A 25,006-nucleotide genomic window follows, 5' to 3' on the forward strand; every position below is an offset into this window, starting at 1 on the left:
TGGTCCCGCCGACAGGAATCGAACCTGTATTTGCCGCTTAGGAGGCGGCCGTTCTATCCATTGAACTACGGCGAGGTGAGCGCGGGATTGTAGGGGCTCGCGCAGGATCAGCGGCTGTCGCGCAGGCGCTGGTGGAGGTGCTCGGCGATCGCGTCGCGGGTTTGTTGGGTGAGGGCGCGGCGGGTGGGGGCGCGCAGCGGGGCGAGGTAGTCAACCTCGACGCGCAGGGGCGCGGCGGCACTCATGCGCCACAGGCTGCCGACCATGGTTTCGTCGCCGACGTACGAGGCGGCGCGGCTGAAGCGGCCGCTGCGCTGGTCGGCATAGAACAGCACCACGGGCTGCACCGCAGCCGGGCAATCGGCCACGCAGGCGGCCTGGAACAGATTGGCATGGAAGGGCAGCAGGTCGTGGCCGTAGCTGGTGGTGCCTTCCGGGAACACGCCGACGTGGTGGCCTTGCTGCAGACATTGCGCCATTTGGTGGATGACGCGCACGACGTCTTGGGCCCGCTCGCGCTCGATCAGCAGGGTGCCCACGCCGCGTACCAGGGGGCCGATGAGGGGCCACTGCGCCGCCTCGGCCTTGGAGACGAAGCGCACGGGCTGGACGGCGTTGATGGCGAAGATGTCGATCCACGATACGTGGTTGGCCGCCACGAGGCTGGGCGTCTGCAGCGGTGTGCCGTTGACCTGCAATGCGAGCCCGCTGAGATGCAGCAGCTGCGCCGACCAGTCGCGGATGTGCTGGCGCTTCTCGGTGTCGGACAGTTCGGGAAACCGGTTTTGAATGATGCGCTGGCCGCGAACCGCATGCGCGCTGAGCCGGGTCAGCCGTGTAGCGAAGCGCACCGGCGCGCTGACGCGGCGCAGCCTGGGCGCCGTAACCGAAGCGGGCAGTTCGGCCGGCAGGGCCGCTGACGCGGCGGCGCGATCCGGCGCGGTGTTCATGCAGGGCTTGCGACGGGCTGGGCGCTCCACACCACGCGGCCGTCGATCACGGCGTGCCGCACGCGGCCGGGCAGCTCCTGTTCGGCCAGGGGGGTGTGGCGGCTCTGGCTGTGCAGCGCGTCGGGCGTGGCGTGCCAGCGGGCCTGCGGATCGACGAGGATGCACTCCGCGGCGGCGCCGACTTCCAGCGTGGCGGGCGGCAGGCCGGCGGCCTGGGCGGCACGATGACCGACGCAGCCGAGGGCCTGGACCAGCGGAAGGCGGGTGTCGGCGGCGAACTGCAGCGCGGTGGACAGCAGCAGCTCCAGCCCGGTGGCGCCGGGCGCGGCGTCGGCGAAGGTCTGGGTTTTGTCGTCGGCGCTGATGGGGGTGTGGTCGGAGCACAGGGCGTCGATGGTGCCGTCGGCCAGGGCCGCGCGCAGGGCGTCGCGGTCGCGCTGCTGGCGCAGTGGCGGGTCGAGCCGGGCGCGGGCGTCGAAGTAGCCGATGTCCAGGTCGGTGAGCATCAGGTTGTTGATCGACACGTCGCAGGTGAGCGGCAGCCCTTCGGCCTTGGCCTGCCGTACCAGCGCCACCCCGGCTGCGCTGGAGAGTTTGCTCACATGCACGGCGCAGCCGGTGCCGCGCATGAGTTCGAACAGGGTGTGCAGGGCCACGGTTTCGGCCATGGCGGGCACGCCGCTCAGGCCCAGGCGCTGGGCATAGGCGCCGCTGGCGGCGATGCCGCCGCGGCTGAGCGAGGCGTCTTGCGCGCGCAGCCAGACCTTGTAGCCGAAGGTGCTGGCGTATTGCATGGCGCTGTAGAGCACCTTGGTGTCGGTCACGGGACGATCGGCCTGGGAGAAGCCGATGCAGCTTGCCCGGGTCAGTTCGGCCATTTCGCTCAGCCGTTCGCCCTTGAGCGCCTTGGTCAGCGCGCCCAGCGGATAGACGCGGGCACGCTTGAGGCGGCGGGCGCGCCAGCGCAGCATTTCCACCAGGCTGGGTTCGTCGAGCACGGGATCGGTGTCGGGCGAGCAGACCACGCGGGTGACGCCGCCGGCCAGCGCCGCGTTGAGTTCGGTTTCCAGCATGCCCTCGTGCTCGTAGCCGGGCTCGCCCAGGCGGGCGCAGAGGTCGATGAGGCCGGGCAGGACGATGAGGCCGCGCGCATCGAGCGTCTGGTCGGGGGCGAAGCCTTCGGGGGGTCGGCCGACGGCGACGATGCGCTCGCCGGCGATGGCGACATCGCCCTCGGCATCGAGTCCGCGCATAGGGTCGATGAGGCGGCCGCCGCGGATCAGAAGTTGCGTGGTGCTCATGCGGGGCTTTCCGTGGAGGCGACGATGGACAGTACCGCCATGCGCACGGCGATGCCGAAGCGCACCTGATCGAGGATGACGCTGCGCGGGCCATCGGCCACTGCGCTGTCGATCTCGACACCGCGATTGATCGGTCCGGGGTGCATGACGATGACATCGGGCTTGGCCAGCGCCAGGCGTTCGGAGGTGAGGCCGTAGGTCATGTTGAATTCATGCGCCGACGGCAGCAAAGCGCCCGACATGCGCTCGTTCTGCAGCCGCAGCATCATGATGACGTCGGCGCCGCGGATGCCCTCGGCCATGTCGTGGCAGACCCGCACACCCATGTCGCGCAGATTGTCGGGCGCCAGGGTTTTGGGGCCGACGGCGCGCACCTCGGCGGCGCCCAGCGTGGTGAGCGCGTGGATGGCTGAGCGCGCCACGCGCGAATGCACGATGTCGCCGACGATGGCCACCGTCAGGTTGCTGAAGTCGCCCTTGAAATGACGGATGGTGTACATGTCCAGCAGACCCTGGGTGGGGTGGGCATGGCGGCCATCGCCGGCGTTGACGATGTGCACATGCGGCGGCGTGTGTTGGGCGATGAGAAAGGGCGCGCCGCTGTCGGCGTGGCGGACCACGAACACATCGGCATCCATCGCCTCGAGGTTGGCGATGGTGTCGAGCAGCGACTCGCCCTTGGAAGTACTTGATCGCTGGATGTCGAGATTGAACACATCGGCCGACAGACGTTGCGCCGCGATCTCGAAGGTGGTGCGGGTGCGCGTGCTGTTCTCGAAGAACAGGTTGAACACGCTCTTGCCGCGCAGCAGCGGCACCTTTTTCACTTCGCGGCTGCCGAAGCTCACGAAGCCCTGCGCGGTGTCGAGGATGTGCGTGAGCACGTCGCGCGGCAGGCCTTCGGGGGTGAGCAGGTGGCGCAGCTCGCCGTGCTTGTTGAGTTGGGGGTTGTGGGCGCGGGTCATGTTCACCAGCTCGGTTTATGGGCTCACGAGGTCGAAGCGAAAGCGGATGCCCTCGATCACGTCTTCATCGCGCAGCAGCGCCAGAGAAACCGTGTCGGGCAGGGTGAGCGTGCTGGCGGCGATCTGCGGGCAGATGGGCAGCTCGCGGCCGCCGCGGTCGACCAGCACCGCCAGGTCGATGCGCGCCGGACGGCCGAAGTCGAACAGCTCGTTGATGGCCGCGCGGGTGGTGCGGCCGGTGTGCAGCACATCGTCGATCAGCAGTACGGCGCGGTCGGCGATGGGCACCGGCAAGGCGGTGCGGTTGGCACTCGGGTGCAGGCCGCGGGTGGCGAAGTCGTCGCGGTGAAAGGTCGACGAGACCACGCCGTAAGGCTGGGTCAGTTGCAGGTCGGCGTGCAGGCGCTGCGCCAGCCAGGCGCCGCCGGAATAGATGCCGATGAGCAAGGGCGGCTCGGCCCGCGCCGCCACCGTGCTGCGAACCTGGGCGAGCAGCCCGGCGTAGAGCGCCTCGGCATCGGGCGGGAGGGCTGTCGGGGAAGCGGGAGCGGAAGGCATGGTCAGCGTTGCTGCAGGTATTGTTCGACGATGAGCTGGGCGGCGGCGCTGTCCACGTCGTCGGCGCCCCCGTCTTCGGCGGCGACCGAGGTGTAGCGTTCATCCACCAGCGTCACCGGCAGCCCGAAGCGGCCTTCGAGCTGGCGCGCGAAGCGCTGGGCGTGGGCGGTATTGTCGTGCGCGGCGCCGTCGGGGTGCAAGGGCAGGCCGACGACGAGTTGCTGCGGCTGCCACTCCCGGATCAGCGCGGCGATGGCGTCGAACTTGAGGTCGTTGCGATCGGCGCGCAAGGTGCGAAGCGCGGTGGCGCTGCGGGTGATGCTGTTGCCCACGGCGGTGCCGATGCGTTTCTTTCCCCAGTCGAAGCCCAGTACGGTGAGGTCGCGCTCCGTGGCCAGCTTCATGGCCTCAGGCATGTCCCGCGGTCTGGGACAGCATGGCGGGGTTGAAGCCCAGCAGCGCCATGGCGGCGTTGAAGCGCGCCTCCACCGGGGTGTCGAACAGCACGGAGGGGTCGGCCTCCACGGTGAGCCAGCCGTTCTGCCCGAGTTCCTCTTCGAGTTGCCCGGCGTTCCAGCCGGAATAGCCTAGGGCGATGAGACTGCGGGACGGGCCGGTGCCTGCGGCCATGTGTTCGAGCACGTCTTTGGACGTGGTCATCTGCAGCCCGCCGGGAATGTCGAGGCTGGAGGCGAAGGGGGTCTCGGTGGCTTCGTGCAGCACGAAGCCGCGTTCGGTCTGGACCGGGCCGCCCTGCAGCACCGCCTGCGTGGCGGGCAGACCGGAGGTGTCCAGCCCCACGCGCTCGAACAATTCCTTGACGGTGATGTCGGAGGGGCGGTTGATGATCAGGCCCAGCGCCCCGCGGGCCGAGTGCTCGCAGACAAATACCACCGTGCCGGCAAAGTTCTCGTCGGCCATGCCCGGCATGGCGATCAAGAACTGGTTGCTCAGATTGGAGGCGTCGGGTCGGGGGTTCATGGGCTGGAGTTTATCGCGCTGGCGCGCCCTGCTGCCGGGGCTGGGCTATGGTGTGTTTCCGTACGACGCAATGGATGCCGATGATTTCCGACACGCCCTTTTTCTCTGATTCGCCGCGCGATTCGCGCCTGCCTCTGGGCCTGGTCTGGCTGCGGCGCGATCTGCGGCTTCACGACCACGCGGCGCTGCACGCTGCCCTGCGCGCCTGCGACAAGGTGGCGTTGGTGTTCGTGTTTGATCGCGACATCCTCGATCCGCTGTTGCAGCGCGGGTTGCACGCCGACCGGCGAGTCGAATTCATTCTTGCGGCGATAACGGAGATCGACGCCGCATTGCGTGAGCGCGGGGCGGCACTGGTCGTGCGCCATGCCAGCGCGCGCGAGGCGATTCCGGCCCTGGCCGCCGCATTGGGCGCCCAGGTGGTGTTCTGCGGCCGCGACGATGAACCCGACGCGCTCGAACGCGATGCGGCCGTCGAACACGCTTTGCGGCGCGACGGCCGCGCGCTGCAAACGGTCAAGGAACACATGATCTTCGAGCGCGACGAGGTGCTCACCGCCCAGGGCAAGCCGTATTCGGTTTTTACGCCCTATCGCACCGCCTGGCTGGCGCGTTACGGCGCCCAGCCGCAGCATCCTTGGGAGGGTGAGCTGACGGCCGGGCGTCTGGCCCCGCTGTCGCGGGCGCTGCAGAAACCGCTGCCCACGCTATCCGAGCTGGGCTTTGCACCGTCGAATCTGCGCGCGCTGAAATTGCCGCTGGGCGCGTCGGGCGCGCGGGAACTGGTCGACGATTTTCAGCGGCGCATCGACGACTACGACCAGGCACGCGATTTTCCGGCACGCAAGGGGCCGAGCTACCTCTCGGTGCACCTGCGCTTTGGCACGGCCTCGGTGCGCGAACTGGTGGCGATGGCGTGGGCGCGGCAGCAGGCGGGCAGCGAGGGCGCGAGGGTCTGGCTGTCCGAGCTGGTGTGGCGCGATTTCTATTTTCAGATCCTGTTTCACCATCCGCATGGGGTGAATGCGGCGTTCAAGCCGGCTTACGACCGCATTCAGTGGCGCAACGACCCGGTGCAGTTCGTCGCCTGGTGCGAGGGCCGCACCGGCTATCCGCTGGTGGACGCGGCCATGCGCCAGATCAACCAGACCGGCTATATGCACAACCGTCTGCGCATGGTGGTGGCGAGCTTTCTGACCAAGGATCTGGGCATCGACTGGCGCTGGGGTGAGCGCTACTTCGCCGACCATCTCAACGACTTCGACCTCGCGGCCAACAACGGCGGCTGGCAATGGGCCGCGAGCAGCGGCTGCGACGCCCAGCCGTATTTCCGCATCTTCAACCCGGTGTCGCAAAGCGAGAAGTTCGATGCCAACGGCGATTTCATCCGCCGCTACGTCCCCGAGCTGGCCGCCCTTTCCGCCCGCGACATTCATGCGCCGTGGAAGGTGCCGGGGGCCTTGCTGCAGGCCGCCGGGGTCGGGCTGGGGGTCACGTATCCCGCGCCCATCGTGCGACACGATCTGGCGCTGGCCGAAACGCTGGAGCGCTACGCGGTGGTGAAGGGCGCGGTCTGAGGCCCTGTGCCGTGCTTCTCAGGTCTGCGACGAAGCGCCGGACGCGGTGAAGGTCTGGATCAGATCGAGCAGTTCGGTTTCGGAGTAAGGCTTGCCCAGGTAGTGATTGACCCCGAGCTGCGCGGCGTAATTGCGGTGCTTGTCGGCGATGCGCGAGGTGATCATGATGATGGGCAGCTTGTGCAGCCGCGCATCGGCGCGGATATTGCGCGTCAGGTCGAAGCCGTCCATGCGCGGCATCTCGATGTCGAGCAGGATGACGTCGGGCAGGGAGGTGGTCTGCTGCAGCTGTTCCAGCGCGTCGAGGCCGTCCTTGGCGAGCTGCACGAGATAGCCGTTGCGCGCCAGGAAGCGCTGGGTCACCCGGCGCACGGTGATGGAGTCGTCCACCACCATGATGAGGGGCGCAGCGCCCGGCGCTGCCGCCGCGGGGGGCGTTCCGGCACGTTGGTCCGAGATGGAGGGGACGGGCTCGCTTGCGGCCGTGCGCGACGCCGGCGCAAGAAGCGCGGCCTGCATCTGCTCGGCGGCGCTGGCGCCATACACCGAGGCGAGGGCCACCGGGTTGTAGATTAGCGCGGCGTCGCCGTTGGGCAGCACCGAGATGCCGGCCAGACCCGGCACGCGCGCCAGTTGCGGGCCGAGGTTCTTCACCACCACTTCGCGGTTGCCCACCACTTCATCGACCTGGATGGCGACCCGCTGCGTGGCACTGCGTATCACCACGACCGGCACGCTCTTGCCCAGGGGCTCGCCGCTGGCGCCCGACTGTCCGAGCAGCGCGCCCAGCCAGTAGAACGGCAGGGTGCTGTCGGCATAGTCGATGCTCAGGCTGCGCGCGGCACTGGCGATCTGTTCGGGCTTGAAGCGCAGCACGATGTCCACCAGATTGGCGGGCACGGCATACAGCGCGGAGCCCGTGCGCAGCAAGACCACATGGGTGATGGCCGTGGTCAGCGGCAGCAGCAGGGTGAAGCGCGCCCCGGCGCCTGGCTGGTTGTCGAGCAGTACGCGGCCGCCGAGGGCGTTGACTTCGGTGCGCACCACATCGAGCCCGACGCCGCGTCCGGCCACGGCCGTGGTGCTCTCGGCGCTGCTGAAGTGGGGGCGGAACACCAGTTGGGCGAGATCCTCGTCGGAGAAAGGCTGGTCGGGCGCGACGAGCCCGAGTTGTTCGGCCTTGGCGCGAATGGCGGTGTAGTTCAGCCCGCGGCCGTCGTCGGCGAGGGTGATGACCACCTCGTTGCCATCCTGGCGCAGGGTCAGGGTGATCGTGCCCACCGGGGGCTTGCCCTCGGCCTGACGCTCTTCGGCGGTCTCGATGCCGTGCGCCACGGCGTTGCGCAGCAAGTGGTCGAAGCTGCCTGAGACCCGTTCGAGCACGCCGCGATCGAGCTCGATGGTGCCGCCGACGATTTCGAGGCGCACGGCCTTGTTCAGATCTTTGGCGGCCTGGCGCACGGTGCGGTACAGGCGTTCGGACAGGCTGTCGAACTCGACCATGCGGGTGCGCAGCAGATCGCGCTGCAGCTCGCGGGTCTGACGGGCCTGGCGGGTCATGTCGTCGTCGACTTCGCGCAGCAGGCGGCCCAGGGTGCCTTGCACCATGGCGATGTCGTTGACCGACTCGGCCATCATGCGGGTGAGTTCCTGCGCGCGGGTGAAACGATCGAACTCAAGGGGGTCGAAGTCGCGGTTCTCGTCGCGCGCGGCCTGGACCTGCGCGGTCATCTGCGCCTCGGCCTGAATTTCGATCTCGCGCACCTGCTGGCGCAGGCGCTCGAGGTTGTCGCTCAGATCGCCCACCGAGGTGCGAATGGCGGCGATCTCGTTTTCCAGCCGGGCCCGCGAGATGGTGATTTCACCGGCCTGGTTGACCAGGCGGTCGAGCAGGCCTGCACGCACCCGCACGGCCTGGGCGGCAATGCGCGGTGCGAGGACGCGGGCCGCCGGCTCGGCAGCGACAGGCGGGGAGGTCTCGTGCATGGCCGTCGCGGCGGCGGGAGCCTCGGCCCCGGAGGATGGTGTGAACACCTCGGACTGGCTGGCCGCAGGGGCATCGCTGAGCTGGCTTTCGCCGCGTTGCGCCGCGCCGCAGAGGCGGTCGAACCGGGTGTTGAGATGGTCGAACCGGCCCAGCAATTCGGTCAGGTCGGCCTCGCTCACCGGGGCGTTGGCCGTGAGGCTGTCGATGTCCGATTCGAGGCTGTGCGCCAGGTCGCCCAGCTGCATGGCGCCCGCCATGCGAGCGCTGCCCTTGAGGGTGTGCAGGGCGCGCATGGCCTGCGCTGCGGGGGCGGGGTCCATCGGGTGTTGTTCCCACTGCCGCAGGCTGGCGGCCAGGGCGGGCAGCAGCTCATTGGCCTCTTCCTCGAAGATCGGGAAGAGATCGGGGTCGATGCTGTCGATCAGCTGGTCGGGCGCCGAGGTGAACGAGGGCGCCGCGGCTTCGGGCTGGGACGCGGGCTCGCTGGTCGCGATGGGTTCGGGCGTCCAGGTTGGGGGGGCTTCCCACGATGGGGCGGTGGTCAAGGGTGTCGGCGCGATCGCCGCCTCGGCAGCGAAGTCCGGCTCGGGGATCGTGGACGCCGGAGCGGCCGCATCGGCGGATGGATTGCCGCGGGCCAGCGCGGCTTCGCGCAGGGCATCGAGCCGGGCCAACAGCTCGGATTGCACGGGTTTGAGGAAGCCCGCAGCAAACTGATGCAGCAACTGCTTGATGTCGCTGCTCGCCTGCGCCAGCGCGTCGAGATCGGCGGGACGGGCGGTGTCTGCGGGCTGGTCGAGCAGGGCGTCGAGCGCATGCTCGGTCTGGCTCGCCAGCTCGGCCACGCTGCGCAGGCCGACGGTGGCGGAGCTGCCGGCAAGCTTGTGTGCGGCGATGACGGCGGCATCGCCCAGGGACAGGGCAGGATCGGTCAGCCAGGCGTGGATCTCGCTGTGCAGATGGCGCGAGAGCTCGTCGGCTTCGGCGAGGTAGATGTTGTAGAGCGGGGTCGGGATGCGCAGATCGCCGATCTGCCGGTAGCCGGGCTCGTCTTCCTCGGTCGTGGCCGTTTCGTCGGGCGCCAGATCATCCGCCAGGTCGGCGTCCGCTGGCGCGGAGGCAGGCCCTGCGGAGGCTGCGGCCGGGGGCACGAGTTCGGAGTCAGGGGCTGGGAGCTCGAGATCAATGCCTTCGAACAGCGCGTTGAAATCGGTCGGCTCGTGATGAAGCGTCGGCTCGTCGTCGACGAGTTGGCTGGGCGGCGGCACCTCGGATGCGCCAGGCGTTGCGGCCTCCGGCCCGGTGGAGGACAGGAAGAGGTGATCGGGCAGGTCGGTGAAATTCGGCCCGGCCTCTGCGGGGTGGGGCGCCGTCTCGGCTGTGGGCGCCTCGACCGGCAGATCGAACAAGGTGGGCAGGGGCCCGAAGGGCGTTTCGGCTGGCGCCTCGGCCGTTTGCGCAGGCAACTCGGCCGTCGCGGTCTGCGGCATGTCGACCGCGTCTCCCGCGGCGAAGGCGTCGGCGGCTTGCCGCAATGCGTCGCTGGTGAAGGGCCCCGCGCTGCCTTGCTGGATCGCTTCGGTCCAGTGGCCGAGTTGGGTGAGTGCCTGTTCGGCGAGCACGAGCAACTCGGGCGAGGCCCGATGCTGGTCGGCGATCTGCTGGTTGAACACCTGTTCGAGCGCCCAGGCCGCTTCGCCGTAGTCGCGCAATCCGACCATGCGGGAGCTGCCCTTGAGGGTGTGGAAGGCGCGGCGCAGGCTGGCGAGCGCGCCTTCGTCTTCGAGATGCGCATGCAACTGCTGCACCTGTTCGTGGCCGTTGCCGATGACTTCCCGTGCTTCTTCCAGGAAGATGTCGATCAGCTCCTGCTGCTCGTCGTCGTCGGAAGGGGCGGGCGCAGCGGGTGCGGCGGTTTCGACAGGGGCGGCCGACAGGGGCTCGGCCATCGCCTCGCCCGACATCGGCGGCAGGGTGTCGGCTTCGAGCGACGGTGGCTGCGGCTCGGGGCTGGCGGCCTGGAGCAGTTGCGCGGGCATATCGGGCACACCGGCCAGCGCGGCTTCTGCGCGCAGCTGCGCCAGACGCTGCTGGGTTTCATCCGCAGAGAGGCCCTGGGCGATGTCGTCCTTGAGCTGCTGCGCCGCGTGTTCGACGTCCTGCTGCAGGGTGGGCGGCGCGGTGCGCCGGGTGGAGGGCACGACGGCGCGCAGCTCTTTCTTGTCGTCGTCGAACACGAACAGGGTTTTGGCCAGCTCGGGCTGATAGGACAGCATGTCCACCAGGAAGCCGAGCACGCCGATATTGCTGGCCAGGGCGTCGAAGCGCCGGCTGTCGGGCAGAGCGTCTTCGGCCACGAGACTGTCGATCTCGGTGCGCAGATAGCTCAGGGCATGGCTGGCGACATCCAGCCCGAGCACGGAGAACACGCCGCGCATCTGGGCCAGCAGATGCGGCACTTGCGCCAGGTCGGGCTTCTGCGAGGGATCGCGGAAGTAGGCGTCGAGCAGCTTCTCGACGGTGTTCATGTCGGCGCGCAACTCCTGCACCACGCTGCCCATGGTCTGGGTCTCGGAGGCCTGGCGGAACAGGTCTTCCATCCAGCCGGCAAGCGGGTCGGGCGTTAGGCCGTCGGCGCTTTGGCCGAGGCGGTGGGCGAGGATCTGCGACCGCTCCAGAAACCGCTGCTCTTCCGGACGGAAATGGGCGAAGGTGATTTCGAGGAACAGGATGGCCGTGGCGACATCGAGTGCACGTTCGGGGGTGAGAAAGTCGGCCTGGGCACCGATTTTCTTGAACAGGGCCGATAGCGCCTGCGGCAGCACTTCGCTGCCCGGCGCCAGGGTGTGCAGAGGCTGGCTCAGCGCCTGCGCCAGCTCGGTCAGGCGCCCGATGCGCGTGGTGTCGAGAGGGGTCTGGGCATGGCCGGCCAGGGCGCTCCAGGCATCGCGCAGGGTCTGCACGCGCTTTCTGACCTGCTGCACCAGCGCCGGATCGATCAGGCCGAAATGGCTCTGGTGGTAGTCGGCAAACGGTGCGGCGGCGAGGTGAAGCCGGTTGTCGATGACCCGCAGCACGGGCAGCGTTTGTGCCGTGATGTCGCCGCTGCCGTGAAGGGCCTGGGCGCAGAAGAAGGTCAGGTCGTGCCCCAAACGCTGCGGCGCCGGGCTTTGTCCCTGCAGCTGGCTGCGCAGTTGCAGATTGAGCCGGTTGAGCAGCCGCTTGATGTCGAGATCGGGCGTGAGCAGGCCCCGTTCGATGGCCTCGAACAGGCCGCGTGCCAGCCACCACAGACTGGCCGTCGGCCCCTGGCTGCTGCCCTGGGCGCGTTGCGCCACGGCATCGAGGGTCTGCATCGCCTGGGCCGTCTGCTGGCCGCGCAGCACGTGCAGCAAGCCCATTTCGAACTGGGCCCGGTCTTCCGGACTGAGCGCGGCACCGTGGGCGGTGGACGGGGCGTCAGGCCAGGTCCAGTCGTAGTCCCAGAGATCGGCGGGATGGATGCGTTCGGCCTGCGCCAGCTCCATCAGGTCGCGGTATTGCGGATACAGCTTGAGTGCGGGCTCGTTCTTGCCGGCGCGTTGCGCCTCAAGGAAGTCGACCAGGGCGTTGAAGCCGGCGTCAAAGCGCTGCAGCGCCGCGGCGTCGAGCTTTTCCGGGTGGTCGATCAGGCGATCCAGCGCGTTCTCGGCGGCCTGCATCAACCTCGCCGCACCGAAGAAACCCAGCAGCTCGATGGCCCCCGCGGCCTGGTGCACCTGGGTGCGCGCGGTGCGCAGCCCCGTCTTCTCGGCCTGGGCCGATCCGAGCACGCCGTCGTCCTGCTGCTGCGCGGCGCGTTTGAGTGCGGTGCGGGCCGATTGCAGGTTGTCGCTGATCTGATCGAGCAGCCAGGCCAGAGGCCCCATGTCCGTCTCAGGGGCGGATGCCACGGCGGTATTCGAAGCGGGGACTGTGTTCATGCCGGAAAACGCGAGGGGCGGACGTTGGGATGCAAACGAGGGAGGCGGGTCAGTTGATCTTGAAGCGCGACACCGACTGGCGCAGATCATCGGCGACGCGCGCCAGATCGCGCACCAGCGAGGCGGTGGACCGGGTACCGTCGGAGGTCTGCTCGGTCACGGTGAAAATGGTCTGGATGTTGTCGGCCACCTTGTTGGCCGAGCTCGCCTCGACCTGGGTCTGTTGCGAGATCTGCGTGATCAGCTCGGCCAGTTGGCGCGAAACCTGGTCGATCTGGGCCAGCGCCGTACCGGCGTTGTCGGCCAGCTTGGCCCCTTCGACCACGCCCTGGGTACTCTTTTCCATGGCGGCCACGGCGTCCTGCGTGTCGGTCTGAATGGTGCGCACCAGCGCGGCGATCTGCTTGGCGGATTCGGCCGAGCGTTCGGCCAGCCGCTGCACTTCCTCAGCCACCACCGAGAAGCCGCGACCTGCTTCACCCGCGGACGCGGCCTGAATCGCCGCGTTCAAGGCCAGCACGTTGGTCTGTTCGGTGATGTCGGAAATCAGCTCGGTGATTTCGCCGATCTCCTGCGACGACTCGCCCAGCCGCTTGATGCGCTTGGAGGTGTCCTGGATCTGTTCGCGGATGCTGTTCATGCCGTCGATGGAGTTGCGCACCGCCTGCTGGCCCTGCTCGGCGGCCTGCAGCGACTGGTTTGCCACCTGGGCCGATTGCTGGGCCTGGACCGAGACCTGGTTGATGCGCTGCGCCATGTCCAGCACCGACTGGCCGGTTTCACGGATCTTCTGGAGCTGCTCGTCCGCGCTGCGCATCAGGCGGTCGGACGTGGTCTGCGCCTGAGAGGCGCCTTCGCCCACCTGGTCGGCGGTCTGCTGCACCTGTCCCACCAGGGTGCGCAGTTCTTCGACCGTGTAGTTGACCGAGTCGGCGATGGCCCCGGTGATGTCTTCGGTCACGGTGGCCTCCTGGGTGAGGTCGCCTTCGGCCACGGTCTGCAGCTCGTTCATCAGCCGCAGAATGGCCGCCTGATTGGATTCGTTGGTGCGCCGGGCCTCCAGCTCCTGGCGTTCGGTCTGCCGACGCTGCAGTTCCACCAGGGTGGCGCGCTGGCGCGCCTCGTTGAGCATGATGTAGATCAGGTCGGCCGCGGCGATGATGGCCAGCAGACCCAGCACGGCGATGAACACGATCGCGGGCCAGCTCACCCCGGTGCGGGCGGAATAAAGGCCCTGCAGTCGATTGAGATCTTCGTACAACTGGCCTGACGCCGTCTGCACGGCGTTCTGCGCCTCACGCGCCGAGGCCAGGCCAGGCAGGTTGGCGAGCAGGGTGCGCGCGGCGGTTTCGGTTTTGGCGTAGGTCTGGATCAGGCTTTGCAGCTGCTGGCGCGATTGCGGATCGGTAAGCGCCGAAAGCTGCAGGTCGGCATTGCCGCCCAGCAGACCCTTGGTCAGGTCGCTGAAAGTGCTCAGATCCTTGCCCAGGGTGAAGACGGCCTCGGGCCGCACGCCTTGAAACGACAGGAAGGCATTGGCCGACTTGTCGATGCGCTGGGTCAGCATGGAGAGCTGGCTGGCCGCATTGATGTTGCTCGAAGGTGCGTGCTGCTGCAACAGCAGCGAGGTGAGTGTTTCAGCGCTGTCGAGCAGGGCATCGGTCTGGCGGTTGATGTCGGTGAGCTGTTGTGCGGTGGTGGTCAGCACGTCTTCCTGCTTGATGAGCAGATTGGCGTTCTTCACGCTGGTCTCGGCGGCCGGCCCGATCTTGTCGAGCAGCGCCTGGCCGCCGACGGGAACGTTGGTCTGCTGCAACACGGCGACTTCGGACTTGAGCGCTTCAGCACTGGAGCGCACCGTGTCGAACGCATCCTTGTTGCCCAGAAGCGCCGCGTTCATCGCCCGCGCCAGACGCTGCGACTGGGTCAGCGCCGAGCCCGAGGCCTCCAGCTGGCGCGCCGAATCGGAGGTGCCGCGCAGCACCACGATCAGGGTCAGACCGAGCAGGACCAGGGAGATGATGAGCAGCACCCCGAAGAACCGCTGCTGCTGCGCCAGCAGCATGCGGCTGATCATGGGCAGGCGCAGAATCAGCGGCCGATTGCCCTGGGCCTGATGCAGCGCGGAGGCAGGGTCGCCGATGCTGGAATCGATCTGCAGGGTTTCCTGTCCACCCCGGCCGAGGGCCGCCGGGGCAATTTCGGTGTCGCCTTGCGATTCGTTGTTTTTCGTTCCGAAAAGGGACGAGAGTAAGGACATGACCGCTCCGTGAAGACTGATGGACGTAGGGGAGGCAAACCGTTCGAGATCGGTTTACGAAAGAAAACAGGGAAAGGACGTCATCCGATGATTCACACCTTGTCTCAGGTGACGTTCAGGAAGTGCTCGTTCTCGGCCAGGGCCAGAAGATCGACTTCGTTCCAGAGGTTGTGCTCTGCATCGCGGTAGGCGGCGCCCAGCCAGGGGCGGGAAACATCGCGGGCGGCATCCGGGTCTTTCTGCAGTTGATCCGGGTTGCGCAGGCCCACAAGTTGATCGACCAGCAGGGCCGTGTTGAGATCGAGCGCGGAGGCGAACTGGATCAGCCGCGCCTGCGGCGTCAACCCGTTGGAGCCGTCGCCCAGAAAACGGCCCAGGTGCACGACACCGCAGACCTGGCCGCGCAGGCTGGCCAGGCCCAGAAACCAGGGCGAGGCGTGGGGCAGCGGGGCGCAGTGCTGCATCGGCGAAATTTCGCCGGAGAACTCCAGCGGCAGCAGCAAGCGCCACTGCCCCGCCATCACGGCCAGCCAGCGCGAAGGGGCCTGCCCGCTCTGTGCGGCCGTCAGGCGTTGGGCGAGGTGGGACTGGAATTCGCGCAGCGAGGCTCGGGACATGGGCGACAGGTTCGAGGGAGTAATCGGGCGGACGCTGGCTCAGACGATGGCGCGGATCTTGTCGAGCAGATCGGTGGCGTTCACCGGCTTGATGACGTAGTCGGACGCACCCTGGCGCATGGCCCAGACCTTGTCGGTCTCGAGCTTCTTGCTGGTGCACATGATGACGGGGATGCCGGAGTAGGCCGGATCGCGCGTGATCTGGCGGGTGAGCTGAAAGCCGTTCTGACCCGGCATCACCACGTCCATCAGAATCAGATCGGGCTTGACGGCGGCCAGCATGGCCATGGCCTGCTCGCCGTTCTCGGCCGTGTTCACGCTGTAGCCGTGCTTGGTCAGCAGGTCGGACAGGAAGTACAGCTCGGTCTTGGAATCGTCGACGATGAGGATGTTGTGTACGGACATGGCAGTCGAAGGGTGGGGCGATCAGGTGCTGGAGAGGGCGGCGTTCAGATGGCGTTTGACCGCGTCGAGCAACTGGTCTTTCGTGAAGGGCTTGGTCAGGTAATCCTGGGCGCCGACCATTCGGCCCCGAGCCTTGTCGAACACGCCGTCCTTGCTGGACAGCATGACCATGGGGATGTGGGCGAACTTGCCGCTGCGACGAATCACGGCCACGGTCTGATAGCCGTCGAGCCGGGGCATCAGAATGTCGCAGAAGATCAGATCGGGGCTGTGATCGTTGACCTTGGACAGGGCATCGAACCCGTCTTCGGCGAGCAGCACCTCGTAACCCGCCTGCTTGAGAAAGATCTCGGCACTGCGGCGGATGGTGTTGCTGTCATCGATGACCAACACTTTGAATGGGCTGGTAGGCGCAACCATGCACATCCTTTGCGATAGAGGAAAAGGAAAAACGCTGCGGTGACTTGCCGTTCCCGATTAAACCGGCACCATCTCGAAATCTTCTTTGCGTGCACCGCACTCGGGGCAGGTCCAGTTCATCGGAACATCCGCCCAGCGCGTGCCTGGTGCAATGCCGCTTTCTGGATGGCCTTCGGCTTCGAAGTAAATGAAGCCGCAGATCAGGCACATCCAACTGCAAAAGTCTTGTTTGTCCACAGCGTATCGGGGTAAGAGAGAAGATTCAACGATTCTAGGGTTTGATGTTGCATTTTGACCCAAGACCACGCCTTCATGCGCAAGCCGTGTGACAGATCAAGGCGAAGGTTTGCCAGGCTTGCGCCGCCGCGCCTGGGCACTACCATGCCGTCATGATGACCGAATCCACAGAATCCCCTCCCGCCGTGATGTTCTTCAACGCCGCCGACCCCAGCGGCAGTGCGGGGCTCGCGGCCGATCTGGCATCGTGCTCGGCCGTGGGCTGCCATCCCTTGCCCGTCACCACCGCGCTCTGGGTGCGAGACACCGCGGAGATCTTCGACACCATCGAGATCGAGGCCGATGCGGTGGTGGAGCAGGCGCGGGCCGTGCTCGAAGATGTCGAGATTTCCGCCTGGAAGGTCGGGTTCCTGGGCAGCGTCGATGTGGTCAATGCCGTGGCCGAATTGCTGGCGGACTACAGCCAGGTGCCGCTCGTGACCTATGCCGGCAATTTCCATGTGCTCGACGAGTCGCAGACCGACGACTACATCAAGGCCATGCAGGACCTCATCCTGCCGCAAACCCGCGTGCTCACCGGCAACCAGAGTGCACTCACTCAGTTGCTGCTGCCCGAATGGGAGGGCGAGGCGCCGCCCACGCTCGACGCGCTGATGCAGAAGTCGCAGCAACTGGGCGTGCAATACCTGCTTGTCACGGGCATCGTGGCCAGCGAGGGCAAGGTCGAGAACGTGCTGATGAGTCCCAGGCGCGTGCTCCTGCGCGAGAGTTTCGAGCTGTTCGAGGCCGGGTTCACCGGCGCCGGCGATACCTTGTCGGCGGTGCTCACGGCGATTCTGGCCAATGGCGCCAAGCTCGATCAGGCCGTCCACGAGGCCATCGAATACCTCGATCACTGTCTCGATTTTGGCTATCGCCCCGGCATGGGCCAGGTCGTCCCCGACCGTTTCTTCTGGGCCCAGCCCACCGACGAGGACGACGAGATGCCGGGCGAGCCGGGCACGCCGACCTTGCAGTGACCTTGAAGGCGTTCGGCATTCCGCGGCCCGCGCGCCAGACAGACCGTCCGTAAGTCATTTGATGTCCATCGCCCTGCTCGTCGGGGCGATTTCCATTCAAGAAAGAGCACCATGTCCATCACGAACCAGCAACTGTTCGATCGCGCCCAGCGCACCATCCCCGGAGGGGTCAACTCGCCTGTGCGCGCCTTCCGTCAGGTCGGAGGCGTACCGCGTTTCATCGACCGCGCTGAAGGGCCCTACATGATCGACGCCGAGGGCACGCGCTACATCGACTACATCGGATCGTGGGGCCCCATGATTGCCGGCCATGCCCACCCGGACGTGACCGCCGCGGTGCAGAAGGCCGCCACGCGTTCGCTGAGTTTCGGTGCGCCCACGGCCGACGAGATCGACATGGCCGAAGCCATCTGCAAGCTCATGCCCGCGGTGGAGCAGGTGCGCCTGGTGTCCAGCGGGACCGAGGCGGGCATGAGCGCCATCCGCCTGGCGCGCGGCTTCACCGGGCGTGATGCCATCGTCAAGTTCGAGGGGTGCTACCACGGCCATGCCGACAGCCTGCTGGTCAAGGCGGGCTCTGGCCTGCTCACCTTCGGCAATCCGAGTTCGGGCGGCGTGCCGGCCGATCTGGCCAAGCACACCCTGGTGCTGGAGTTCAACAACATCGCTCAGATCGAGGAACTGTTCGCCAAGCGCGGCAGCGAGATCGCCTGCGTCATCGTCGAGCCCATCGCCGGCAATATGAATTTCATCCGCGGCACGCAGGCCTGGCACCAGCGGCTGCGTGAGCTTTGCACCGAACATGGCGCCATGCTGGTGTGGGACGAAGTGATGACCGGATTCCGCGTGGCCCTGGGCGGGGCGCAGCAGGTCTACGGTATTCGCCCCGATCTGGTGGTGATGGGCAAGGTGATCGGCGGCGGCATGCCGCTGGCGGCTTTCGGCGGACGGGCGGACGTGATGGCGAAGCTGTCGCCGCTGGGGTCGGTCTATCAGGCCGGCACGCTGTCGGGCAATCCGCTGGCGGTCGCGGCGGGCATGGCGCAGTTGCGTCTGATTCAGCAGCCCGGGTTCTACGAGCGCCTGAGCGCCGCGACGCAGAAGCTGATGCGCGGCCTGGATGCCGCTGCCGAGCGGCACGGCGTGCCGTTCCGTACCGACTCGGAAGGCGGCATGTTCGGCTTCTATTTCTCCACCCGGCTTCCGCAGAACTATCCCGACATGGCCGATGCCGATGTCGAGATCTTCAAGCGCTTTTTCCACGCCATGCTCGATCGCGGCGTGTATCTGGCACCGAGCATGTTCGAGGCGGGTTTCGTCTCGGCGGCGCACGACGACGCCGTGATCGACGCCACGCTGCAGGCGGCCGACGGCGCGTTCAGAGACTTGGCGGCTCGCTGAGCGAGCACGGAAAAACGCCGGGCCGTCCCAAGTTTTTCCAGCCCCCTCGGGGGGCAGCGCAGGCGCAGCCGGAGCGTGGGGGCAACAGTCCTAGCGGGGGATCTGCACGTCCCACTGCCGCGCGGCGATCACCGCGGTGCGGCCATTCATATAGGGCGAATACAGGCGCTTCTGATAGATGCGCGGTGCGGGCAGCATGACGGCCAGCCTGGCGGCCTGCGACGGGCTCAGGCGCGCGGCGCTGGTGTGAAAGTAGGTCTGCGCAGCGGCTTCGGCGCCGTAAAGGCCATGGCCCCATTCCACGCTGTTGAGGTAGATCTCCAGAATGCGGCGCTTGCCCAGAATGCCTTCGAGCATGAAGGTGATGACCAGCTCCTGGCCCTTGCGCAGGTAGTCGCGCTCGGGCGAGAGGAACAGGTTTTTGGCGAGCTGCTGCGTGATGGTCGAGCCGCCCACGATCTTGCCGCGGCGCTCGAAGTGGCGGCTGTGGTTGCGGTCCCAGGCGCTCTGGATGGCGTCCCAGTCCACACCGTCGTTGGTGAGGAAGGTCGCGTCTTCAGAGGCTACGACGGCCCGTTTGAGATGCGGGCTGATCGCGTCGTAAGACACCCAGTCGTGCTGCCATGCCACTGTGTCGCCGCTGCGCAGCATGCGCAGTTCGGCGGCGCGCATGAAGGTGGAGCTGGAGGGCGGAATCACTGCCCACAGCGCGATGCGCAGGGCGAAGTAGGCTTGCAGCACGACGCCGGAGAGGATGAACAGCCACAACAAGCGGCGCCACAGCGGCGCGGAAGCGTTCTTGCGCATGGTCAGGACGAGGGGGCGGCGGTGATTTCGGCCCGCAGCGTGGCGAGTACCGGGGCGGTGTCCGGCGCTTCGCCATGCCACAGGGTGTAGCTCTGCGCGGCTTGCTCGACCAGCATGCCCAGACCGTCCCAGGCGCGGGCGCCGGCGGCGCGGGCCTGGGCGACGAAAGGCGTGTCGTGTGCGCCGTACATCATGTCGTAAGCCCACTGCCCGGGCTGCAGAACGCCTGCGGGCAGATCGAGGGTGCGGCCGCCAAGGCTTGCCGCCGTGGCATTGATGACGCCATCGGCCCAGCGTGTCGGCGGATCGAGCACGACCTGCAGATCGACGCCGTGTTGCGCGGCCAGGGCACTGTGGCGCGCGGCCAGGGCCTGCGCTTTTTCGGCGCTGCGATTCCACAGCGCGATCGCTCGCGTGCCGGCTGCGATCAGTGGGCTCAGCACGCCGCTCGCCGCACCGCCGGCCCCAAGCAGCAGCACGCGCTGGCCTTGCAGTGGCGCGTGGGCATCGGCAGCAAGCACGCGCGACAGATCGCGCACCAGGCCGATGCCATCGGTGTTGTCGCCCCACAAGCCGCCCTCGTCCCAGCCGAGGGTGTTGACCGCCTGGGCCAGTTGCGCGGCCGGGCTGCGGCGGGCGCACAGTCGCCAGGCGTCGAACTTGAAGGGCACCGTGATATTGGCGCCGCAGCCGCCTTCGGCATGGAAGGCGCCAAGCGCCGTGTCCAGCCCATCCACCGGGGCGAGCCTTGCCTCGTAACGCAGCGCGACCCCGGTCTGCTCGGCGAACAGGGCGTGGATGCGTGGGGAGCGGCTATGGGCGATGGGATTGCCGAACACGGCGTAGAGCGGGGTCATCGTGCGGTCTCCCGGGTCAGGGGGTGGCTTGCGCCGGGCTTTGCGGGGCCTGGACGGCGGTTTCCAGACCTTGTGTGCGGGTGAAGCGGAATCGCGAGATCACCACGATCTGATCGGCCTGCCTGAGCATGGCGTCGGTGAAGCGGCCATAGGGTTGCGCAGCCTCCACGATGGCGCGGGCCTGGCGGTCGAGCGTGGGGTTGCCCGAACTTTGCACCACGTCGGCGGCGATGAGACGCCCGTTGGCGCCGATGGTGATCGACATGATGAGGCTGCCATACAGCTTGTTGCCGCCGCTTTGCGGAAACTCGCGGGTGCCCAGGGTTTCAATTCTGGTGCGCAGCTTGTCGTAATACAGTGCGTAGGCGGCTTCGCGGGTGGACGGGCCGATGAAGCGGCGGCGCGGCTTGGCGTTCTGCTGCTGGATCTGGCGCTCGATGGCGCCGAGCAGGTCGAGCAGCTGGCGGCGCTTCTGCTCCAGCGCCTGCTGCCGCTCGGGGTTGCTTTCCTGCCGCACGGTCTGGGCCAGCTGCACGATCTGCTGCCGGACCTGGGTGAGCAATTGCTGCTGCTTCTGCTCCAGCGCCGAAAGGCTGCGCTGCTGATTGACCGCGGCGTCGCCGTGCGACATATCCGCCGTGAAGGGCAGCGGCGTGGTGGCCAGGCCCTTGTTGGCGTCGCCGCCGCCGTCGAGGTTGGCCTGGGCGATGGCCTGGGGCTTGGCGGGAGCGTCGTCGGTGCGCTGGTTCACCAGCACCACGTCGAGCGGCGCGTTGTCGAACAGGCGGTTGAAGGTCTGCGGCGCGGCAAAGCGCAGACTCAACAGGGCCGCATGCACCCCGATCGAGGCGATCAGGGCCCATTGCAGAGGGCTGAGGGAGCGCAGGCGTAGGGCGGGCACGGCGGTGGCGGCAGGATGGACGGCGGCGATTCTACGAAGCCTGCCGGGAGGCTTCGGCGCCCGGTTCGGTCTCGGCCTCCTCGGTGTCCACGGCCACGCTGATGGGCGCGGCCAGGGCCACGGTGTCTTCTTCGTCTTCCGTTTCGGCCCCCGCCTCGATGGCCAACTGTGGCAGGTCGATCTGGCTGAGCACGCGGCCAAAGACCTCCAGGGTGATCAGATCGGTGCCGGTGATGCGCACCTGCACACGGGTGTTGCGGGGCAGGTCTTGTGCGCCCACGGCGGTGAACACCAGCGGCAGGCCGTCCACCCGAACGGCGCCCTCGCGCAGCACGCTGGCGTCGAAGGTGTCGAGCCCCTGCTGGGCCAGATACCGCAGCGTCCAGTAGCGCTCGAGCGCCGACTGGTGGGTGGCATAGGCCTTGTAGGTGTCTTCGAACGACTCGACGATGGCGAACAGCAGCGGGTCGCGCGGCTTGAACGGCGCCTGCAGCAGTGCGGTCTTGCCGAAGCGGGCGCAGGCGATGAGCTGACCCTGATTGAGCAGATCGACGTAGCGCCGCAGCGGCGAGGTGCACCAGGCATACTGCGCCACGCCCAGCCCCTGGTGCGGCGCGGGCTTGAGGCCCATGCGGGTGCGCAGATTGGCGCCGAAGCCGCTCTGGCTGCGGTAGATGCCGGGCATGCCCAGCTCGGCCAGCCAGCCGCCCCAGGTCGCATTGGCCAGAATCATCAGCTCGGCGACGATGGTATCGAGCGGCGCGCCGCGCCGGCGCGGCTCGATGCGCACGGTTGCGGCCTCGGCGCCGCGCTCCCGCCCGTCGATGCGGAAGGTGTAGTCCACCCCGCCGACGCGCTCGGGTTTGCCGCGCACCTGTTCGCGGCCGCGCTTGAGCGCCTGCGCGAACGTCCATAGCCAGGCCAGTTCCTTGGCATGTGGGTAGCTTTGCGCCGCCGGGTCTGCCGCAAGAGCGTCTTCGGTGACCGCGTCATCGAGCTGGTCGTGGCGCAGATTGCTGACCATGTGCACCTGCTCCACGCGGGTTTCGAACGCGGTGGCCTGCAGGTCGGCGCCGACCGTGCAATACAGCGACAGCGCCGGGCAGTCGCGTCCGGCTTCCAGGGTGAAGGTCTGCACCAGGGCGTCGGGCAGCATGGTGATCTTGTCGCCCGGCATATAGACGGTGGACAGCCGGTTGCGGGCGACCTGCTCCCAGCCGGAATCACGCGTCAGGGCCAGCGCCGGCGCGGCAATGTGGATGCCAAGACGCACCCGGCCATCCTCCAGCCATTGCAGCGAGAAGGCGTCGTCGATTTCGGTGGTCGCCGAGTCGTCGATGCTGAACGCCGGGGCGGCGGCCAGCGGCAGCGCTTCGGCCAGGGACGGCACGGGCAACACCGGAAAATCGGTGCCCTTGGGAAAGCGCTCCAGCAGAAAGCGCTGCATGTGGAAGGCCCACGGCGAGGCGATGGCGCCGGCCTCGCGCAGCAGGGTGAGGGCGCCATGACCGGTCTGTTTCACCGCCAGCGCCACCGTCTTGAATTCCGGACTGTTCTTGTCCGGTCTGAACAGAATCTGATAGAGCTTCTCGGCAATCTCAGGCGGGCAGCGGCCCGCGGCCAGTTCTGCCGCGGAAGTCTCGATCTGGCGAAGCTGCTCTTCTTTGCGGGCGATGGCCGCCAGCGCCGCCTGCACCTGCGTTGCCGGCGCCTTGCGGAACTGGCCACCACGGCCGCGGCGCTGGAAGTAGTGCGGTGCGCCAAACAGCCGCAGCAGAATGGCCGCGCGCTGGCCGCCATCGGGCGTGCCGCCGTAGTAATCGGCCGCCACCTGCTCGAAATGGAATTCGTCCTCCGGCGCGAACTCCCAAAGCAGATCGAGATCGAGCCCGTCCTGCTGGGCCTGGGCCCAGGCCATCAGTTCGGCGGGCGTCGGTTGGTCGAACCGCACCAGCGCCTGGGCCGACTTGATCTTCTGACGCTTGCCCGAATCAAGTTCGACCTGCAGACTGGCCTCGGCCTCGCTCATGACGCGGCCCGCGTGGAACTTGCCGCCATCTTCAAACAACACATTACTCAATCGGATACTCCGTCAAAAGAAACAGAACGCGCAGCCCGCCCGGCCGCCCGAAGGGCCGCGCCGCCCCCTCGGGGGGCAGCGAATGCCATGAGCGTGGGGGCAACGAGCGCGGCCCGCCCGGCCGCCCGAAGGGCCGCGCCGCCCCCTCGGGGGGCAGCGAATGCCATGAGCGTGGGGGCAACGAGCGCGGCCCGCCCCGCCGCCCGCCCCCCCCCCGGCAACGAGCGCGGCCCGCCCGGCCGCCCGAAGGGCCGCGCCGCTCCCTCGGGGGGCAGCGAATGCAATGAGCGTGGGGGCTCTCACTCTCATAGCGTCATTCCGCCATCGACCTCGATCACGGTGCCGCTGATGTAGCGGGCGTCGCGGCTGGCGAGAAAGGCGTACACGCTGGCCACGTCTTCGGGCTGGCCGAGCTGGCGCAGGGGGACGCGCTCGGCCATCTGCGCGATCACCTTTTCGGGGACCGTGGCGATCATGGGTGTCTGGATGAAGCCGGGCGCCACCGCGTTGACCCGGATGCCCTTGGGCCCGAGTTCGCGCGCCCAGGTCTTGGTCATGGCGATGATGCCGGCTTTGCTCGCGGCGTAGTTGGTCTGGCCGAAGTTGCCGTAGAGCGCCACCACGCTGGAGGCATTGAGGATGACGCCGCTGCCGCGCGCGATCATGTGCGGCGCGACGATTTGGGTGCAGCGAAACACGGCCCGCAGGTTCACGTCGATCACGGCGTCGAACTGTTCGTCGGTCATACTCACCAGCCGGGCGTCGCGGGTGATGCCCGCGTTGTTGATCAGCACGTCGATCTGGCCGAACCGGGCGATGGCGGCGTCCACCAGCGCGGTGAATGCGCCGCGGTCGGCCACGTCGAGGGCCTGGGCGAGCACCGGCGTGCCTTCGGCGCGCAGGGCGTCGGCGACCGGATTCAGGGTGTCGGCATGGCGGTCGCACAACACCAGGCTGGCGCCTTGCGCGGCGAAGGTGTGCGCGGTGGCCAGCCCGATGCCTTGCGCCGCGCCGGTGATGAGAGCGATTTGGCCTTGGAGTCGCATGGGAGCAGTCATGGAAGTGGCGTCTCAATCGGCCGGGCGGGTGCGAGGCACCAGCGCAGCACGGTATCTAAGTGGCGATCGGCATAGTCGGAAAGCGCATGGTCGCCCCCCGGCAGCACGGTGCAGTGCGCCCCGCGGTAGCGGGCCGCCATGTCACGCCAGTCGAGCACTTCGTCGCCCTGGGCGATCAACACGACATAGCGCTGCGGCTCGGGGACCGGGGCGCTCAGGTCGCCGACCTGCAGCGCCCGCAGTTCGTCCACATGCGCCGCGGTGAAGTCGAAGCGCAGCGTGGGGTCGTGCCAGGCGGCGAGGCTGCCGATCTGGCCGCACAGATCGCGGGCCGGATCGACCGCGGGATTGATCAGCGCCGCCCGCGCCTGCAGGGTGTGGGCCAGCCAGGTGGCGTAAAAGCCGCCGAGCGAGCTGCCGATGAGGCGCAGGTCGTCGCCTTTCACCGATCCCAGCAGATCCAGGCACAAGTCCATCGCGTCGCGCGGCGATGGAGGGAGCTGGGGGCACAGCCAGCGCACGGCAGGCTCGCCCAGGGCTTCGCGCTGGGCGTTGAGCTGCGCCACGCGCAAGGCCGTGGCGCGCGCCTTGGCGGATTGGGGCGATGAGCGAAAACCGTGGAGATAGAGCAGGGTGGGCATGGGGCGGATTCGGCGCGGCGCG

General features: G+C 67.7%; 21 protein-coding genes and 1 tRNA gene. 3 read left to right on the plus strand and 19 right to left on the minus strand.

The genetic code is table 11. From position 1 onward, the window contains the following. From BVH73_RS10700 to BVH73_RS10730, 7 genes are all read right to left on the minus strand, one after another. A tRNA-Arg gene (locus BVH73_RS10700) sits at nt 1–75 on the minus strand. Between the two features lie 32 nt (nt 76–107). Next, nucleotides 108–950: a lysophospholipid acyltransferase family protein gene (locus BVH73_RS10705; RefSeq protein ID WP_079418524.1), complete on the minus strand. Its 843-nt coding sequence runs from the start codon at nt 948–950 to the stop codon at nt 108–110. Next, nucleotides 947–2,251 carry a dihydroorotase gene (locus BVH73_RS10710; RefSeq protein ID WP_079418526.1) on the minus strand — a complete coding sequence of 435 codons (1,305 nt, stop codon included), beginning with the start codon at nt 2,249–2,251 and terminating at the stop codon, nt 947–949. The genes BVH73_RS10705 and BVH73_RS10710 overlap by 4 nt, the downstream gene beginning before the upstream one ends. Next, nucleotides 2,248–3,216: an aspartate carbamoyltransferase catalytic subunit gene (locus tag BVH73_RS10715; protein WP_079418528.1), complete on the minus strand. Its 969-nt coding sequence runs from the start codon at nt 3,214–3,216 to the stop codon at nt 2,248–2,250. Before BVH73_RS10715 ends, BVH73_RS10710 begins: the two co-directional genes overlap by 4 nt. A gap of 15 nt (nt 3,217–3,231) precedes the next feature. Beyond that, nucleotides 3,232–3,774: a bifunctional pyr operon transcriptional regulator/uracil phosphoribosyltransferase PyrR gene (gene pyrR, locus BVH73_RS10720; protein ID WP_079418530.1), complete on the minus strand. Its 543-nt coding sequence runs from the start codon at nt 3,772–3,774 to the stop codon at nt 3,232–3,234. Between the two features lie 2 nt (nt 3,775–3,776). Further along, nucleotides 3,777–4,178: a Holliday junction resolvase RuvX gene (gene ruvX / locus BVH73_RS10725; RefSeq protein WP_179947946.1), complete on the minus strand. Its 402-nt coding sequence runs from the start codon at nt 4,176–4,178 to the stop codon at nt 3,777–3,779. 4 nt (nt 4,179–4,182) lie between these two features. Further along, complete coding sequence (locus tag BVH73_RS10730) at nt 4,183–4,755, minus strand: YqgE/AlgH family protein (protein ID WP_079418534.1); 573 nt, start codon at nt 4,753–4,755, stop codon at nt 4,183–4,185. Nucleotides 4,756–4,835: 80 nt separating this feature from the next. Here BVH73_RS10730 and BVH73_RS10735 point away from each other — a divergent pair, with 80 nt between their 5' ends. Beyond that, nucleotides 4,836–6,332 (plus strand): cryptochrome/photolyase family protein, encoded by a 1,497-nt coding sequence (locus tag BVH73_RS10735; RefSeq protein ID WP_154048539.1) that lies wholly within the window; start codon nt 4,836–4,838, stop codon nt 6,330–6,332. An 18-nt stretch (nt 6,333–6,350) separates the two neighbouring features. On the opposite strand, the gene BVH73_RS10740 is transcribed toward BVH73_RS10735, so the two are convergent. The 6 genes from BVH73_RS10740 to BVH73_RS10765 form a co-directional block, all read right to left on the minus strand. Then, entirely contained in the window at nt 6,351–12,251 is a 5,901-nt protein-coding gene (locus BVH73_RS10740; protein ID WP_245800319.1) for an Hpt domain-containing protein, read from the minus strand. A 79-nt stretch (nt 12,252–12,330) separates the two neighbouring features. Continuing rightward, nucleotides 12,331–14,541, minus strand: a complete 2,211-nt coding sequence (locus BVH73_RS10745) for a methyl-accepting chemotaxis protein (RefSeq protein WP_079418540.1) — start codon at nt 14,539–14,541, stop codon at nt 12,331–12,333. 104 nt (nt 14,542–14,645) lie between these two features. Next, the gene (locus BVH73_RS10750; RefSeq protein ID WP_079418542.1) at nt 14,646–15,158 is read right to left on the minus strand and encodes a chemotaxis protein CheW; all 513 of its coding nucleotides are present in this window, start codon (nt 15,156–15,158) and stop codon (nt 14,646–14,648) included. A 39-nt stretch (nt 15,159–15,197) separates the two neighbouring features. Then, nucleotides 15,198–15,563 (minus strand): response regulator transcription factor, encoded by a 366-nt coding sequence (locus BVH73_RS10755; RefSeq protein ID WP_079418544.1) that lies wholly within the window; start codon nt 15,561–15,563, stop codon nt 15,198–15,200. Between the two features lie 21 nt (nt 15,564–15,584). Then, entirely contained in the window at nt 15,585–15,983 is a 399-nt protein-coding gene (locus tag BVH73_RS10760; RefSeq protein WP_079418546.1) for a response regulator, read from the minus strand. 57 nt (nt 15,984–16,040) lie between these two features. Further along, nucleotides 16,041–16,193 carry a rubredoxin gene (locus tag BVH73_RS10765; RefSeq protein ID WP_079418548.1) on the minus strand — a complete coding sequence of 51 codons (153 nt, stop codon included), beginning with the start codon at nt 16,191–16,193 and terminating at the stop codon, nt 16,041–16,043. 179 nt (nt 16,194–16,372) lie between these two features. Here BVH73_RS10765 and thiD point away from each other — a divergent pair, with 179 nt between their 5' ends. After that, nucleotides 16,373–17,239 carry a bifunctional hydroxymethylpyrimidine kinase/phosphomethylpyrimidine kinase gene (gene thiD, locus BVH73_RS10770; protein ID WP_079418549.1) on the plus strand — a complete coding sequence of 289 codons (867 nt, stop codon included), beginning with the start codon at nt 16,373–16,375 and terminating at the stop codon, nt 17,237–17,239. Between the two features lie 111 nt (nt 17,240–17,350). Continuing rightward, nucleotides 17,351–18,640 carry a glutamate-1-semialdehyde 2,1-aminomutase gene (gene hemL / locus BVH73_RS10775; RefSeq protein ID WP_079418551.1) on the plus strand — a complete coding sequence of 430 codons (1,290 nt, stop codon included), beginning with the start codon at nt 17,351–17,353 and terminating at the stop codon, nt 18,638–18,640. A 90-nt stretch (nt 18,641–18,730) separates the two neighbouring features. Here the strand turns inward: hemL and mtgA are convergent, their stop codons facing one another. The 6 genes from mtgA to BVH73_RS10805 all read right to left on the minus strand — a co-directional run bounded on the left by mtgA (nt 18,731) and on the right by BVH73_RS10805 (nt 24,984). Then, the gene (gene mtgA / locus BVH73_RS10780) at nt 18,731–19,447 is read right to left on the minus strand and encodes a monofunctional biosynthetic peptidoglycan transglycosylase (protein ID WP_079418553.1); all 717 of its coding nucleotides are present in this window, start codon (nt 19,445–19,447) and stop codon (nt 18,731–18,733) included. 2 nt (nt 19,448–19,449) lie between these two features. After that, on the minus strand, nt 19,450–20,304 hold the full coding sequence (gene aroE, locus BVH73_RS10785) for a shikimate dehydrogenase (protein WP_079418555.1): 855 nt from the start codon (nt 20,302–20,304) through the stop codon (nt 19,450–19,452). A 16-nt stretch (nt 20,305–20,320) separates the two neighbouring features. Continuing rightward, complete coding sequence (locus BVH73_RS10790) at nt 20,321–21,205, minus strand: energy transducer TonB (protein ID WP_079418557.1); 885 nt, start codon at nt 21,203–21,205, stop codon at nt 20,321–20,323. 31 nt (nt 21,206–21,236) lie between these two features. Next, entirely contained in the window at nt 21,237–23,285 is a 2,049-nt protein-coding gene (locus BVH73_RS10795) for a ribonuclease catalytic domain-containing protein (RefSeq protein ID WP_079418559.1), read from the minus strand. Nucleotides 23,286–23,590: 305 nt separating this feature from the next. Beyond that, nucleotides 23,591–24,331 (minus strand): 3-oxoacyl-[acyl-carrier-protein] reductase, encoded by a 741-nt coding sequence (fabG, locus tag BVH73_RS10800; protein WP_079418561.1) that lies wholly within the window; start codon nt 24,329–24,331, stop codon nt 23,591–23,593. A gap of 8 nt (nt 24,332–24,339) precedes the next feature. Further along, on the minus strand, nt 24,340–24,984 hold the full coding sequence (locus BVH73_RS10805) for a YqiA/YcfP family alpha/beta fold hydrolase (RefSeq protein WP_079418563.1): 645 nt from the start codon (nt 24,982–24,984) through the stop codon (nt 24,340–24,342). Nucleotides 24,985–25,006: the final 22 nt, after the last annotated feature.

This window comes from Thiomonas intermedia (assembly GCF_002028405.1).
Taxonomy (GTDB): domain Bacteria; phylum Pseudomonadota; class Gammaproteobacteria; order Burkholderiales; family Burkholderiaceae_C; genus Thiomonas; species Thiomonas intermedia.